The sequence below is a fragment of the Methylomonas methanica genome (assembly GCF_001644035.1).
Taxonomy (GTDB): Bacteria; Pseudomonadota; Gammaproteobacteria; order Methylococcales; family Methylomonadaceae; genus Methylomonas; species Methylomonas methanica_A.
Genome location: NZ_LUUG01000049.1, coordinates 211,327 through 225,083 on the forward strand (window position 1 = coordinate 211,327; position 13,757 = coordinate 225,083).

The window sequence follows — 13,757 nt, forward strand, 5'->3', positions numbered from 1 at the left end:
AACCCCATATGCTTACTTCGCCCCCCACCGCAGAACAGATTTATCCGATCTTTTACAGTTTCCGCCGCTGCCCTTATGCAATGCGGGCACGCTTGGCCATTGCCGTATCGGGGCTAAGCGTCGCGCTCAGAGAAATCGAGCTCAGCAACAAACCGGAGGCTATGTTGGCTATTTCGCCGAAAGGCACGGTACCGGTGCTGCTGTTACGCAACGGCCAAGTCATCGAACAAAGCCTGGATATTATGCTGTGGGCCTTGGCACAACAGGATCCGCAAGATTGGCTAGACCAATCGCCGGAAGATGCGAAGCGATTAATTGAGCGGAATGACAGCGAATTCAAATACTATTTAGACCGCTACAAATATGCGGACCGCTATCCGGAACAAACGTCAGCCGATTATCGTCAACAAGGCGAGGTATTTTTAGCCGCGCTGGAAACCCGTTTGCAGCGGACCCGCTTCTTATGCGGCGCTAATTTTGGCCTGGCCGATGCCGCCATTGCGCCGTTTATCCGCCAGTTCGCCGCAGTGGATAACGCTTGGTTTGCAAACTCGCCCTACCCGGCTTTGCAACATTGGTTGGACACCTTTTTAACATCCAATCTGTTCGCAGCGGTTATGCGAAAATACTTGCCCTGGAAAACTGACGACCCGTTAGTCCTTTTCGGGAACGAGGCCGGCCTCGTATCAATTAAATAGGTGCCCGATATGTTAAATGTTTACAAAAAAACCATCCGCATCGACAGCTCCGCTGCGCATCCCCGCCTTGAGTCACCCCCGCAAAGCAAGCTGTCCAATCTGCTGAGCATTCCGGCAATGATCGCCGGCGCGATAATCGGCACCGTGGTATTTTCGGCGTTTTTTGCCTTACTGCTGATTCCGCTGACAATAATCGGCATCAGGGGCTGGTGGTTGCTGCGAAAACTTAAAAATGCGCAGGCCGATGAACAAAGTCTGGAAGCCGAATATACCGTGGTTTCGGATACTTCAAAAAAATCCGATTCCGACTGAGGGATAACGCTCCGTTAACGACAAAAAAAGCCTCCACCTTGAGCAGGGTGGAGGCTGTGGAATGTGTAGCGTTACAACGAGGAGGTACTACGAAAAAACTTAGAACCGGACAGGTTTCGCCACTTGGATATTACTGAATAGAGAAGCAGCGCCGAAAAACAGTGTGGAAAGAACGAACTGACCGGACAGGAAGCTAAAAATACCGGTTGCAAAAAACAATCCGGTGGCGATGTCTTTATACAGATTGCTTGACTTGTTCATTTTTCCGCCTTGACTGGGTTTCAGTCGATTCATTGGAGACGGTTTAACTATAAACCTTTGCGATTTATTTACAATAAGGCATTTATAAGATGATTTGTTTCATATTTTGAAACAAATATCATTAAATACCGCTGCTGCGAGCCAAGTTGAACCTCAAACCGGTTCAGACTTAAGCTATCGAATTAATTCAGGAGGATGCAGCCATGAGCCACCATTTAAATCTGCTACGCGCGATATTCCAGGATCCGATTAGCGGCAACATCCATTGGCGGGAAATAGAATCGCTGTTGCATCATCTGGGTGCCGACCTGCAACCCAGCCATGGCGCCCGCTTTCACGTGACTTTGAATAACATCGAAGGCGTGTTGCATCATCCGCATCACAGCGGCATATGCAATAAGCAAGAAATCAAACATCTGCGCGAATATCTGGCAAGCGCAGGCATCAGTCCGTCCGCATATGAAGAACAGCGAAATAAACAGCATTAATTAAAGCCGGTGCAAGGTGTTAAACCCTTAGATTCGCCATTGCCAACAGCAAGGATTGAACAGAACGCCCCATGAAATGGATTGCAAAAAGCTTGCTGCTGACGGTATTGCTATTACCTGTATTGTTTGGGCTGACGCTGTGGCTGGCAATTGACGATACTCCCAAATTACAAACCCGAGCCGACCTGACCCCGGAGCAAATTGCCCGAGGCAAACTGATTTTTCGGCAAAACGATCCGCGCCGGCTGAAGTCCGGCACAATCGCCAGAGTTGCACTGGATCAACAGGAACTGGATCTGGCGATCAATTACCTGGCCAATCAATACGCCAACGGCGTGGCGGGCTTACGGATCGACAAAGGCCGGGCTCACATCGACGCTACACTGCGTTTGCCCAGTAATCCCGTAGGCCGATACCTGAATTTGACGCTGGAGCTCAAGCAATCCTCCACCCTACCGGACGTAGATCAACTGTCTGTCGGCAAACTACGACTGCCCGGCGTGCTGGCTAAACCCTTGCTGAGTTTGGCGCTCAACACCTTACAACCGGCGGCGGATCGGCAAGCCTTCGCCAACATTGTCAAACACGTGCTATTTCAACCCCAGCGCCTGACGGTCACATATCGTTGGCAGGCCGATTTACCGGGTAAATTGCGCGGCGCATTGCTAACCCCTGATGACCTGCAACGACTGGAAGCTTATCAGCAGCGTTTAGCAGAACTAAGCCAAGCAGATAACAAAAGCCTCAGTCTCACTGATCTCAGCAAACCGCTATTTAAACTGGCATTACAAAGAAGCACCAGCGGCGACCCGATTGCGGAAAACCGGGCATTAATATTGGTACTGACGCTATACGTCAACCAACAGCGTCTAATCAAAATCGTCCCGGAATCACGGTTATGGCCACGCCCGATTTGGCGCAAGGTTACGCTGAACGGCCGCGACGATCTGACCAAGCATTACCTGGTTTCGGCGATGCTGGCCGCCTATTCCCGCACGCCTTTAGCCGATGCGGTAGGTTTGTTTAAGGAAATAGAAGATTCGCGCGGCGGCAGCGGCTTTTCGTTTAACGACATCGCCGCCGACCGGGCCGGCACGCGCATGGGCGAACAAGCCGTCACCAGCCCGGCACTGGCGCGGAAAATCCAATCAATATTAGCCAGCGCCGATGAAAATCAAATGATGCCGGCCACCGCCGATTTACCGGAATCGCTAAGCGAAGCCGAGTTTATCCGCCGCTTTGGCGGCACCGACGGCGAAGCCTACAAACAACTGATGCAAGACATCGAACAGCGTATCGCGGCCTTGCCGGTAAATCGGGAACGTTAACTCAGCTGACTGGCATTTCACCTAAGCAACAAACCGACAATCACCGCCGCCAGAATAAACGACACACCTTTCCAGAACGCCGCCGGGTTGCGTTCCAGCAATGCCGGACCGGTCTTGTTCAAGAACGCCGGGTTGGGATGGCGTAAATCAAAGATAAACTCTGACAAGTCTTCGTAGCGTTTATACGGGTCGGGATGCGCGGCCTTGCGGAGGGTGTCGTCGATCCAGCCCGGAATATCCCGGTTACGGTACAAGGTGGCGTCGTAGCTGAGCTTATTTTGCGCAGCCATGGATTTGCATTTAGCCACTTCCGCGCCGTAAGGCAGTTTGCCGGTCAGCATTTGATAGGCAATCACCGCCAGGGAAAACTGCTCGGAACGCACCGAGCCCGGCTCGCCCAGAAAATACTCCGGCGCGGCATACTGCGCGGTGCCGAGCATATGCTGGTGACCGATGGGAATACCCATTTCCATCACCCCCGCCACCCGGGTAGAACCAAAATCGATGATTTTCACCGTGCCGGTGCCGTCTATCATGATGTTATCGGGCCGCAGATCCTGATGCAGCATTTCCAGACGATGAAAACCCCGCAAGCCCTTGGCGATTTGCTCGACGATGCCGCGCACGGTTTCCAGATCCGGCTGCGGATGGTCGATCATCCATTGTTTCAGGGTCTGGCCGTCGATGAACTCCGTGGCAACATACAGAAAATTGCGTTTGCGGGTCTGCGCGCACGGCTTTAATACATGCGGGTTGTTGATGCGCCGGGCAATCCAGTCTTCCATCAGAAAGCGTTCCAGGTATGCCGGATCGCCGCGCAAGTCGATGGACGGGGTTTTAATCACCACCTGCGCCTGGGTCTCGCTGTCCACCGCCAGATAAATATGGCTACGGCTGCTGGCGTGTAACTGCCGGACAATGGTGTAACCGTCGAACGCCATTCTGGCGTCCAACTGCGGCGGGAACGGCAAATCGGTTAAGGACTGATACAGTTCGTTGGCGCTGGGTAAGGGCAACTGGTCGATGCGCACAATTTGTATCGTCAGATTATCGCCGCTGCCATTTTCGTAGGCAGCGTCAACGATGGCTTTGGCCGCACCGTCCAGATCGTCGCCGGCTTGGCGGATGGTTTGGGACACAAACCGGGAGTTGACGTATTCGTAAACACCATCGGTCGCCAACACGAACATATCGCCTTGACTGACGGTCAGCGCTTGATAGTCGATTTCCAGACGCGAATCCATGCCCATGGCGCGACTCAGATAGCTGTTCTCCTGAGAAATCCATAAGCGGTGGTCGCGGGTCAACTGCTCCAACTCGTCGCCCTGCACCCGGTAAATCCGCGTGTCGCCGACATGGAATAGATGCGCGGTGGTGGATTTGATCACCAGCGCGCTCAAGGTGCAGACATAGCCGCGATCCATGTCGTAACAATCGCGGCTTTGCCGAGTTTGCGCGTATAACCAGGAATTGGTGGCGGTCAACACCCGCTGCACCGACTTCTTCACCGACCAGGCTTCCGAGGTACAAAAATAATCCGCCAGAAAGCCGGTCACCGCCGCTTGGCTGGCAATGTGGCTGACCTCGCTGCTGCTGATGCCGTCAGCCAAGGCGATCGCAATGCCTTTGGCGCTTAACTGCGGTTCCTTGGCGATATAAACGCCGTGAAAATCCTGATTCAGCGCCTTGCGGCCCTTATCGGAGTATTGACCGACGACGACGTTTAATTGACCGGACATGGTCTACGGCAAATCCGCCTCAGTAACTCTTATACGGCAGAAACTTCCCGCTCATTACAATCTTGACTCGGTCGCCTTTCGGATCGGCTTCGCGCTGCAAATCCATACTAAAGTCGATGGCACTCATGATGCCGTCGCCGAACTCCTCGTGAATCAAGGCCTTAAACGTCGTGCCGTAGACATTCACCAGCTCGTAAAAACGGTAAATCAACGGATCGGTCGGCACCGCAGTTGGCAGCGAACCCTTGTACGGCACCACTTGCAGCTGGGCGATAGCCTCTGGCGGCAAATCCAGCAGCGCACCGATGGTGGCCGCTTGATCGGCGTTCAAGGTCATCTGCCCCAGCAATGCGGCGGTGGTCCATTCCTTACTTAAACCAATCGCCTCGGCTAGTTGCGCCCAGCTCAGTTGTTTGGCCAGTTTTTGGGTAACGACCAATTCGGTCACTTCGTTGCGTGTCATCTTTAACTCCTTTGCCCATTGAACAGCGAGAAAAAGGCCTCTGGCTTAACAGCGGCGAGGCCGGATCGAATAAGGATTAGTTGAAAGAGCGTTTCGGCGCGGTTCTGATATGCGTGGAATACAGCGTCAAGCCAGTAAAGGCCAAGCCGCCGACCAGGTTGCCCAACACGGTCGGAATCTCGTTCCAGACAAAATAATCCATAATCGAAAAATTACCGCCCATCAGCAGACCGGACGGGAATAAAAACATGTTCACCACCGAATGTTCGAACGTCATGCCGAAGAACAGCATAATCGGCATCCACATCGCGATTACCTTACCGCTGACGGAGGTGGAAATCATCGCCCCGACCACGCCAGTGGATACCATCCAGTTACACAGCATGCCGCGAATAAAGATCGTAAACCAGCCGGCGATGCCGTATTTGGCGTAACCCAAGGTCCGGGCTTCGCCGATGCCAGCCAGTTTTTTGCCGACCGCGTCCGGCTCGACCGAAAATCCATAAGTAAACACGATGGCCATCATGACCGCCACCGTCAAAGCGCCGAGAAAATTGCCTAAAAACACCAAGCCCCAATTTCTGAGGATGCCGCCCAGCGTCACGCCGGCGCGCCTGTCCAGCCAGGCCAACGGTGTCAATACGAACACGCCGGTCAGCAAATCAAACCCCAGTAAATACAACATGCAAAAACCAACCGGAAATAGAATCGCTCCAAAGATCGGCGAGTTGGTTTGCACGGTAATCGACACCGCAAATACTGCCGCCAAAGCCAGGATCGCCCCGGCCATATAGGCGCGGATTAAAGTATCGCGGGTTGACATGAAGATTTTGGATTCACCGGCATCGACCATCTTAGTGACGAATTCCGAAGGGACCAGATAGGACATAACTCACCTTTTAAATGTGGGAACAAAATGAATGTCGGTGTTTTAAAAGCACCGCCATTCGTTTGATTAAGCCTGTGTGCGCAAGCTAAGGCTCCCCTGAAAACGGGTGTGTTACTCGTAAGCGAAGGTCCTGAAGGAATTAAAGGCAGGCACAACGGACGAGTAAACCATGCTGCGGGTATAAAACCAGCAACGTTTCAACGCCGTTGTTGAAGGGAACCGAGGGTGCGCCATTGCACCGCGTAAATTGCAGCACGGATTGTGCCAGCGTTATAAATGCAGCCTCGGCAAGCTTTGCGCCGCTAACCTAATTAAGCCAAACCTACATTGCGCACCAAAACGGACTATCAACGCACCAAAACAGGCAAAGATAAATCTGAGATACGTTTGCCAGTAACCTCCAAATCAGCATCGATAACCGGCGACAGACTCCCATCCGCTATTTTCAGCAAAAACGCCGAGTAGCGGCTATGCTTCGCCGACGTTTACCCAGTAACCGATTCTAACGTCATCGCCCTATGTAGCCGAGCCTATGCCATCGTCGTCGCTTAATAAAAAACTGGTCATTACTTACAGCTCCTGGAAAAAACTATTAGCTCTATTGGGATTAGCGCTAGCCTTGCTAATGGCTTGGGCCGGATTTCTGAGCAATTTTTTCATCCTCGAAGTTAGTTTTATTTTGTTAGGCGCTTATTGGGCTTGGGTGATTCTTGACACTGTATCGACTATATCGATTAGCTTTTATCCAAACAAAATCGTCAAACGTAGTTGGCTAGGCGAAACCACCATTCCAACCCATACCTTGTTGGTAGCCGATAGCCAGGATCAGGATAGCGTGAAATCCTGGCGCTTTTTTCATGGCTCCAACAAAAACAGGCGCGAGTCTATTCGGGTGGCGGGCAATTTTTTGTCGCCAGAGTTGAGATTATGGCTGGATTCGTATCACCGCAACATCTATCGGTTAGGCAATTTTTCCAGCCGTCCGTTGAGCAGTAACAGCGCCGTCTGCGTGGAATTCGAAAAAGCGGTGTCGTCTTTCCGTTTCATGGCCGTGCTGACCGGCGTATATCTGTTGGTGTATGTGATTTATGCAACCATGCTGTACTGGCAATATCCGGTATTTGCCGGTTACGCGCCGCAGTGGCCGGCGTGGCCGATGCGCTTAGTGTTTGTTGCCATTGCGTTGGCGGCGTATCCGCTATTGCAAGCGCTGACTAAGCCACCCGTCAATGTGCCGAACTATTCCTTACGCGTTGCACAAGCCCAGCAGCAGGCCTTCCGTTCCGCATTGATCGCCAACGGCGTGGCCTGGTTGGGTTTGCCGCTGTTTCTGCTGTGCGGTAACAGACTGGACTTTTATCTGCTGTTGTCGATAGGCGCAATTTATCACTACGACTTTTATCCCCGGCTATCCACCTGGGAAAGCGTGTTGCAAGCCGCCCCGGAAGCCCAATCGGTCCAAACTGCGGTTCCCCGCCGTTCCATGCAGGTGTCCTTGGCTTTATTGGGCGGTTTATCGCTCGCCAGCTATGCCGGCAACCCGAACGATTTTCGGATACGTCAACAAGATTGCGTCGACGACAAAGGCAACCCGGTCGAATGCCAAAGCAGCGGCAGCCACGGCGGCGGTTCTAGCTCCAGCTATCGCGGCAATGGCGGCTCGGACAGCCATAGCTCGACAAGACGCGGCGGCTTCGGTTTCTTCGGCGGCTCGCACAGCTCCTTCGGCGGCTAAGGATGCAACGTATAGCGCTAACTCCCCGCGCCGACTGGCAGCAGCGGGTGGAGGCCGTGGGTATGAATTATCACACCCTGGACAACGAAGCCTACTGGGATGAATCGGCTTGTTATCGATTCACGGCCAACCAAATCGATATTCTCGACGACGCCACCGCCGAACTGCACGCGCTGTGTCTAAAAGCCGTCCAGGCCATCATCGACCGCAATCTGTTCAACAAGCTGTTAGTTCCGGATTGGGCCGTGCCCTATATCGTCGACTCGTGGGAGCGCCGCGAACCCAGCGTTTACGGCCGTTTCGATCTGGCCTGGGACGGTAGCGGCCAGCCCAAATTGCTGGAATACAACGCCGACACCCCCACCGCGCTGCTGGAAGCGGCGGTGGTGCAATGGTTCTGGTTGCGGGATTGCTATCCGGACGCCGATCAATTTAATTCGATACACGAAAAACTGCTCGGCTTTTGGCAGCATTACCGGCAAGGCCAGCCCAGCCTGCATTTTGCCGGCGTGGACACCAGCGACGAAGATAGCGGTAACCTGGAATATTTGCGCGATACCGCCGTGCAAGCCGGGCTGCAAACCCAACGCCTGGCTATCGATCAAATCGGCTGGGACTCCAGCGGAGAACGCTTTGTCGATCTGCGCAATAACCCCATCCGCGCACTGTTCAAGCTTTATCCCTGGGAGTGGCTGTTGCACGAGGAGTTTGGCCCTTACCTGCCGCAAGCCCGGCCCGCGATATTGGAACCACCCTGGAAACTTCTGCTCAGCAACAAAGGCATCCTGCCGATTTTGTGGGAATTGTTTCCCAACCATCCCAACCTGCTGCCGGCTAGTTTCGCCGACCAACCGTTGCTGGGCGACTATGTGCGCAAACCGCTATATTCCCGCGAAGGCGCCAACATCCAGATTCGCCGTGGCGCCAGCGTCATCGAAACTGACGGCAGTTACGGCGGCGCAGCTTACATTTATCAACGGCATACGCCGCTACCCGATTTTGCCGGCAATTTTCCGGTGATCGGCTCCTGGATCATCGCCGATCAACCCGCCGGCATTGGCATCCGCGAAGACAAAACCGAAATCACCGGCAACAATAGCCGCTTCATCCCGCATTATTTCGTCGAGAATTAACTATGGAATCGCTAGATATCACTCACATCCTGGCCGGCGCCAACGGCTTTTTTCTGCACTTCGTCGCCGCTGCGGCACTGACCGGCTTGTTTGCGTTCTGTTATCTGTGGATTACGCCCTACGCCGAATTCAAGCTGATCCGCGAGGGCAAAACCGCGCCGGCAGTGGCGTTTAGCGCCGCACTGCTCGGCTTTGTGTTGGCGCTGTCCGGGGCCGTCGCCAACAGCGTGTCGTTCATCGACATGTTGATCTGGGCCAGTATTGCTTTATTTTTGCAGGTGTTGGTGTTCGTTGGCCTGAGACTAGCCTTTGCGGACCTGTGCAAACGCATCGCCGACGACGAACTGGGACCCGCCATCGTGTTGGCCGGTTTTGCGCTGGCGGCGGGCTTATTGAGCGCGGCCTGCATGACCTATTAACGCTGTGTCTAACGCCAAACGCATCTTAATCGTCGAAGACGAACCGGCGATTGCCGATACTTTGATTTACGTGCTGAACAGCAGCGGTTATCAGACCGAGCACGTCGGCTTGCTGCAAACCGCGTTATCCAGGCTGCAAACCGACTCGTTCTCCCTGGCTATTCTCGACGTCGGCCTGCCGGACGGCAACGGCTTTGACTTGTGCCGGCAGTTGCGCCGCTTCTCCGACATCCCGGTGATTTTTCTGACCGCGCACGGCGACGAAATCGACCGCATCGTCGGTTTGGAAATCGGCGCCGACGACTATGTGACCAAGCCGTTTAGTCCGCGCGAAGTGGCGGCCAGAGTTGGGGTAATCCTGCGCCGGCTCAGTGCGGCCACCGGCACTGATCAAGCGGCGACGCTTGCCGGACAATTCGAACTGGATAGCCAAGCCGGCCGCATCCGCTATTACGGGCACTTGCTGGATTTGACCCGTTACGAATTTCTATTGCTGAAACTGCTGATCGAACACCCGGAACGGATTTTTTCCCGCGAACAATTGTTGGAAAGAATCTGGCAAGACCCCGGCGACGTGTTCGACCGCACCGTCGATACCCACATCAAAACCTTGCGCGCCAAACTACGCTTGGCCGCCGCCGACCAAGACCCGATACGCACCCATCGCGGCCTGGGTTATAGCTTGCAAAGCCGATGAAGTTATCGGTACGGCTGTTTTTGGGATATTTCCTGCTGGTCGCCGTGACCGGGCAGTTGGTGCTGTTGCTGGTGGTGAAACAGATCGCCCCCGGCGTGCGCACCGCGCTGGAAGCCAGCCTCGTCGATACCGCCAACCTGCTGGCCGAACTGGCCGCGCCGGATTTGTTGCAGGGTAACATCGCCGACGGCCATTTCGCCCAGGCGGTCAAACGTTACAGCAAGCGGCCGGTGTCAGCGACCATCTTCGGGTTTCCGAAGCAAAGCCTGGATTACCGGGTTTACGTTACCGACTCGACCGGCATTGTCCGGTTCGACTCGGCGGGTGCGGCACTTGGCGAAAATTACTCGCGCTGGAACGATGTGTATCTGACCCTGCAAGGCCAATACGGCGCGCGCTCGTCGCAAGCCGATCCCGGCGATAAAACCAGCTCGACCATGCATGTCGCCGCGCCGGTACGCGACGGCGAAAAGTTGATCGGCGTGGTCACCGTCGCCTACCCCACCGCCCTGCTGCAACCCATCGTCGACGCCAGCAAAAATGCCATACAACGCGGTGCATTCTGGCTGTTCGGCGGCGCTTTGCTGTTCGGCGCGATATTCAACTGGCGCTTGACCCGCGCCATCGACTTATTGGTCGGCTACGCCCGTAGCGTCGCGTCCGGCGGCAAAGCCAGTCCGCCCAAATTGCGCAGCGTCGAACTGTCCACACTGGCACATGCCCTGGAAACCATGCGCCGGGAATTGGAAGGCAAACAATACGTCGAGCGTTACGTACAAACCCTGACCCACGAAATGAAAAGCCCGCTGGCCGCGATACGTGGTGCAGCGGAATTGCTGGAAGAACCGCTACCGGATGCCGACCGCCGCCGTTTCGCCGACAATGCCAAAGACCAGGCCGAACGCCTGGATCAATTGATCGAACGGCTATTGGGATTGGCGGAATTAGAACAACGTCAACAGTTATCCGACCCACAAATATTGGATTTGGGCGAATTGCTGAATAGTGTCCTGGCCGAAAAAGCCCCGCAAATGCTGCAACTAAATTTGCAAACCGCCGTGTCGCTAGAGGAACCCTTACCCGTACTAGGAGAGGAGTTTTTATTGCGGCAGGCCATTTCCAATTTACTGGACAACGCCTTGGCCTTTGCACCCGCCGCTTCAGTGATCGAAATCGACGGCCGCCGCGACGGCAAACAAATCATCTTGCGCATCCGCGACCACGGCCCCGGCATCCCAGACTACGCGCTGGAGCGTGTCTTCGAACGCTTCTATTCCCTGCCGCGCCCCAACAATGGCCGTAAGAGTACCGGCTTGGGCTTGGCCTTTGTTCGGGAGGTGGCTGTATTGCATGGTGGGGAGATCAAGGTTGGCAATGCCGAGGACGGTGGGGCTGAAGCGGTGTTGAGTTTGCCGGCTACTCCGGTTGGTTTTGCATTTCAAGATCGTTGAGTCGGCAAATGAATGCCAGTTGTCTCAATTAACCAATTAGGTTAGCATTCGTAGTCATATAGAAAAAAGTTCACCCCATTGCAAGCTTGCTACTATCAAGAGCTTGATTTCTGCCGGCAAGGTGAGAACTACCAGAACCGCCCGCGAAGGTGCTACAGCATTGGGGTTTGATTTTGATGGCATGCTTGGCGTGTTGATGTCGCTGACCCAGGCGGATTTTTACAAAAGCATGACTAGCCATCACGACCACCGCATTTGGCAGGACGTGTATCGGCCGATGACGGCCGCAGGTCCGGTTTATCTGAAATTAACCGTCGTCGACGATGTTCTCGTCGTCTCGTTTAAGGAGCTTTGACTATGAAATGCCCATCCTGCGCAACGGCCGAACTGCTGCATGACACCCGAGATATGCCTTACTCTTACAAAGGTAAATCTACCGTGATACCAGATGTCACCGGCGACTTTTGTCCAGCCTGCGGCGAGGCTTGCACCGATCCCGAGGAATCCAAAAGGACCATGGCCCTGATGCTGGAGTTTAATAAACAGGTCAATGCATCCATCATCGATCCAAATTTCATTGCTCAAGTGCGCAAGAAACTGGCCTTGGATCAGCGCGAGGCCGCCGAGATTTTCGGTGGCGGTATCAATGCGTTTTCCCGCTACGAAACCGGCAAAACCAAGCCACCGTTGGCTTTAGTGAAACTGCTGAAAGTCTTGGACAGGCATCCACATTTGCTGGACGAGATTAGGACTGCTTAAAAGCCGACGGTCAGACATATTTTCCTGAAATCTAACGTCGCCCGCCTCAACGCGACCAAACACTGCCTACGAGGCGGACATGACTAACTTAAAACTGGACCAAGAAGAACAGGCCCTATTGACTGCTTTCGAAGCCGAAGAATTCGAATCGGTTTTGACCGAAGAGCGCAAGGCCAATTTAGCCAAGGCCGCAGAAGCCGCCTTAAAAAAAGATAAGCGTCTAAATATCAGTCAGGTAGGCCAAGGTGCGCGTTAGCGTTCCCTGACAATTTGGCTTCGATTCGTCACGTAGCCGCTATCGCGCCAACGTGACCTACGAAACTGGTGAGAGATAAGATTGATACAAGGCCATTGCATCATTGAATGTATTACCCATCTCTATCAAATATATGCCTAAGCCTATATATTTATTATTAAATAAATCAGATTTTACAACCACATAAACCTCCCTTTATTGCAAATAAAACTCAACATAAATCTAAACGAAAAGATAGAAGACAAAATCATTTCACCTAAAACAAAACTCCCAACAATAAAAACGGAAAATAAAGCAAAGTTATCCAGAACCGACCTATTTCCATCAATACTAAGAATTATTAACGCCCACACAAACACCTGAAGCATCTTAAACAAAAACAAAGTAAAAACTACAACAACACCTCTACTTTTGACGCCGGCCGCTGCCTTACTAAATCCAAGTTCTTTTCCAAAAAAGAGTTCACTAGAAAAGAATAAGGCATATAAACCTTGAAATAGTACATACAAGGAGGAAAAAAAAACCATAACCCCAAGTCTTTCAATATATTTTCCCAATGAAATATCAAGAAAATCACTTACATTAAAGATGACTACAGCCTTGCCTCCCAAAAGCTCAAAAATATTTACGTCAAATAAAATTTTATTAAATAAATAATGCGTACAAATAGTTAAAACAGAACAAATCAGATCTTTCTTAAGTTTTGAACCACTTGAAATCACTGAGGCGAAATTCGGACTCATCTCTTTATTTCCTATTTTCGATATATTTTTTCACTTTTTGAGCAGCATCCATTCTCGTTGTTTCGTTTAAGGCCTTCTGGACATTGGCCTGCGCGAGCTTACCTTTATTGTGGATGCGCATGGCTATCGTTGGGCAATCAACATGAAACGCTTATCGCAGCCACGTAGGTCAGGGGGCGCGATAGCGTTCCCTGACAACTTAGCTTCGATTTGTCACGTAACCGCTCGGCAACTGCTCCTGCGTTGTCCTACCTCCTGCATCCATGCAGTCAGGTAGGTCAGGGTACGCGATAGCGTTCCCTGACAACTTAGGTTCGATTCGTCACGTAACCGCTCGGCAACTGCTCCTGCGTTTCCCTACCTCCTGCATCCATGCAGTCGTATCG

General features: G+C 52.9%; 17 protein-coding genes. 12 read left to right on the forward strand and 5 right to left on the reverse strand.

The window, feature by feature from the left end:
* Positions 1–8 precede the first annotated feature (8 nt).
* Entirely contained in the window at positions 9–698 is a 690-nt protein-coding gene (locus A1332_RS04940; RefSeq protein ID WP_082879535.1) for a glutathione S-transferase, read from the forward strand.
* Between the two features lie 9 nt (positions 699–707).
* Positions 708–1,010: a hypothetical protein gene (locus tag A1332_RS04945; RefSeq protein ID WP_064007441.1), complete on the forward strand. Its 303-nt coding sequence runs from the start codon at positions 708–710 to the stop codon at positions 1,008–1,010.
* 99 nt (positions 1,011–1,109) lie between these two features.
* On the opposite strand, the gene A1332_RS24640 is transcribed toward A1332_RS04945, so the two are convergent.
* Positions 1,110–1,271 (reverse strand): hypothetical protein, encoded by a 162-nt coding sequence (locus A1332_RS24640; RefSeq protein WP_197491395.1) that lies wholly within the window; start codon positions 1,269–1,271, stop codon positions 1,110–1,112.
* A gap of 203 nt (positions 1,272–1,474) precedes the next feature.
* Between A1332_RS24640 and A1332_RS04950 the strand changes: the two genes are divergently transcribed.
* The gene (locus A1332_RS04950) at positions 1,475–1,759 is read left to right on the forward strand and encodes a type II toxin-antitoxin system HicA family toxin (RefSeq protein ID WP_064007442.1); all 285 of its coding nucleotides are present in this window, start codon (positions 1,475–1,477) and stop codon (positions 1,757–1,759) included.
* A 71-nt stretch (positions 1,760–1,830) separates the two neighbouring features.
* Entirely contained in the window at positions 1,831–3,087 is a 1,257-nt protein-coding gene (locus A1332_RS04955) for a hypothetical protein (protein ID WP_064007443.1), read from the forward strand.
* A 17-nt stretch (positions 3,088–3,104) separates the two neighbouring features.
* Here the strand turns inward: A1332_RS04955 and A1332_RS04960 are convergent, their stop codons facing one another.
* The 3 genes from A1332_RS04960 to A1332_RS04970 all read right to left on the reverse strand — a co-directional run bounded on the left by A1332_RS04960 (position 3,105) and on the right by A1332_RS04970 (position 6,178).
* Complete coding sequence (locus tag A1332_RS04960) at positions 3,105–4,826, reverse strand: bifunctional protein-serine/threonine kinase/phosphatase (RefSeq protein ID WP_064007444.1); 1,722 nt, start codon at positions 4,824–4,826, stop codon at positions 3,105–3,107.
* A 19-nt stretch (positions 4,827–4,845) separates the two neighbouring features.
* On the reverse strand, positions 4,846–5,289 hold the full coding sequence (cynS, locus tag A1332_RS04965) for a cyanase (RefSeq protein ID WP_064007445.1): 444 nt from the start codon (positions 5,287–5,289) through the stop codon (positions 4,846–4,848).
* Positions 5,290–5,365: 76 nt separating this feature from the next.
* Positions 5,366–6,178: a formate/nitrite transporter family protein gene (locus A1332_RS04970; RefSeq protein WP_064007446.1), complete on the reverse strand. Its 813-nt coding sequence runs from the start codon at positions 6,176–6,178 to the stop codon at positions 5,366–5,368.
* A 532-nt stretch (positions 6,179–6,710) separates the two neighbouring features.
* On the opposite strand from A1332_RS04970, the gene A1332_RS04975 reads away from it, so the two are divergent.
* The 8 genes from A1332_RS04975 to A1332_RS25230 all read left to right on the forward strand — a co-directional run bounded on the left by A1332_RS04975 (position 6,711) and on the right by A1332_RS25230 (position 12,628).
* Positions 6,711–7,913 carry a hypothetical protein gene (locus tag A1332_RS04975; protein ID WP_064007447.1) on the forward strand — a complete coding sequence of 401 codons (1,203 nt, stop codon included), beginning with the start codon at positions 6,711–6,713 and terminating at the stop codon, positions 7,911–7,913.
* Between the two features lie 2 nt (positions 7,914–7,915).
* Positions 7,916–9,046 (forward strand): glutathionylspermidine synthase family protein, encoded by a 1,131-nt coding sequence (locus A1332_RS04980; protein WP_064007448.1) that lies wholly within the window; start codon positions 7,916–7,918, stop codon positions 9,044–9,046.
* A 2-nt stretch (positions 9,047–9,048) separates the two neighbouring features.
* Positions 9,049–9,465 carry a DUF350 domain-containing protein gene (locus tag A1332_RS04985; protein ID WP_064007449.1) on the forward strand — a complete coding sequence of 139 codons (417 nt, stop codon included), beginning with the start codon at positions 9,049–9,051 and terminating at the stop codon, positions 9,463–9,465.
* Between the two features lie 4 nt (positions 9,466–9,469).
* Positions 9,470–10,162: a two-component system response regulator CreB gene (gene creB, locus A1332_RS04990; RefSeq protein ID WP_064007450.1), complete on the forward strand. Its 693-nt coding sequence runs from the start codon at positions 9,470–9,472 to the stop codon at positions 10,160–10,162.
* Positions 10,159–11,613 (forward strand): two-component system sensor histidine kinase CreC, encoded by a 1,455-nt coding sequence (gene creC, locus A1332_RS04995; protein WP_064007451.1) that lies wholly within the window; start codon positions 10,159–10,161, stop codon positions 11,611–11,613. Before creB ends, creC begins: the two co-directional genes overlap by 4 nt.
* 58 nt (positions 11,614–11,671) lie before the next feature.
* Positions 11,672–11,968, forward strand: a complete 297-nt coding sequence (locus tag A1332_RS05000) for a type II toxin-antitoxin system MqsR family toxin (protein ID WP_064007452.1) — start codon at positions 11,672–11,674, stop codon at positions 11,966–11,968.
* Positions 11,969–11,970: 2 nt separating this feature from the next.
* The gene (locus tag A1332_RS05005) at positions 11,971–12,372 is read left to right on the forward strand and encodes a type II toxin-antitoxin system MqsA family antitoxin (RefSeq protein WP_064007453.1); all 402 of its coding nucleotides are present in this window, start codon (positions 11,971–11,973) and stop codon (positions 12,370–12,372) included.
* A gap of 79 nt (positions 12,373–12,451) precedes the next feature.
* The gene (locus A1332_RS25230; RefSeq protein ID WP_157203940.1) at positions 12,452–12,628 is read left to right on the forward strand and encodes a hypothetical protein; all 177 of its coding nucleotides are present in this window, start codon (positions 12,452–12,454) and stop codon (positions 12,626–12,628) included.
* A gap of 173 nt (positions 12,629–12,801) precedes the next feature.
* Here the strand turns inward: A1332_RS25230 and A1332_RS05010 are convergent, their stop codons facing one another.
* Positions 12,802–13,371: a hypothetical protein gene (locus tag A1332_RS05010; RefSeq protein WP_064007454.1), complete on the reverse strand. Its 570-nt coding sequence runs from the start codon at positions 13,369–13,371 to the stop codon at positions 12,802–12,804.
* Positions 13,372–13,757 lie beyond the last annotated feature (386 nt).

What these genes read in the sequence shown, in the direction of transcription:
- A1332_RS04940 (WP_082879535.1), top strand. Translation starts at nt 9, where the DNA reads ATGCTTACTTCGCCCCCCACCGCAGAACAGATTTATCCGATCTTTTAC.
- A1332_RS04945 (WP_064007441.1), top strand. Translation starts at nt 708, where the DNA reads ATGTTAAATGTTTACAAAAAAACCATCCGCATCGACAGCTCCGCTGCG.
- A1332_RS24640 (WP_197491395.1), bottom strand. Translation starts at nt 1,271, where the DNA reads ATGAACAAGTCAAGCAATCTGTATAAAGACATCGCCACCGGATTGTTT.
- A1332_RS04950 (WP_064007442.1), top strand. Translation starts at nt 1,475, where the DNA reads ATGAGCCACCATTTAAATCTGCTACGCGCGATATTCCAGGATCCGATT.
- A1332_RS04955 (WP_064007443.1), top strand. Translation starts at nt 1,831, where the DNA reads ATGAAATGGATTGCAAAAAGCTTGCTGCTGACGGTATTGCTATTACCT.
- A1332_RS04960 (WP_064007444.1), bottom strand. Translation starts at nt 4,826, where the DNA reads ATGTCCGGTCAATTAAACGTCGTCGTCGGTCAATACTCCGATAAGGGC.
- cynS (WP_064007445.1), bottom strand. Translation starts at nt 5,289, where the DNA reads ATGACACGCAACGAAGTGACCGAATTGGTCGTTACCCAAAAACTGGCC.
- A1332_RS04970 (WP_064007446.1), bottom strand. Translation starts at nt 6,178, where the DNA reads ATGTCCTATCTGGTCCCTTCGGAATTCGTCACTAAGATGGTCGATGCC.
- A1332_RS04975 (WP_064007447.1), top strand. Translation starts at nt 6,711, where the DNA reads ATGCCATCGTCGTCGCTTAATAAAAAACTGGTCATTACTTACAGCTCC.
- A1332_RS04980 (WP_064007448.1), top strand. Translation starts at nt 7,916, where the DNA reads ATGCAACGTATAGCGCTAACTCCCCGCGCCGACTGGCAGCAGCGGGTG.
- A1332_RS04985 (WP_064007449.1), top strand. Translation starts at nt 9,049, where the DNA reads ATGGAATCGCTAGATATCACTCACATCCTGGCCGGCGCCAACGGCTTT.
- creC (WP_064007451.1), top strand. Translation starts at nt 10,159, where the DNA reads ATGAAGTTATCGGTACGGCTGTTTTTGGGATATTTCCTGCTGGTCGCC.
- A1332_RS05005 (WP_064007453.1), top strand. Translation starts at nt 11,971, where the DNA reads ATGAAATGCCCATCCTGCGCAACGGCCGAACTGCTGCATGACACCCGA.
- A1332_RS25230 (WP_157203940.1), top strand. Translation starts at nt 12,452, where the DNA reads ATGACTAACTTAAAACTGGACCAAGAAGAACAGGCCCTATTGACTGCT.
- A1332_RS05010 (WP_064007454.1), bottom strand. Translation starts at nt 13,371, where the DNA reads ATGAGTCCGAATTTCGCCTCAGTGATTTCAAGTGGTTCAAAACTTAAG.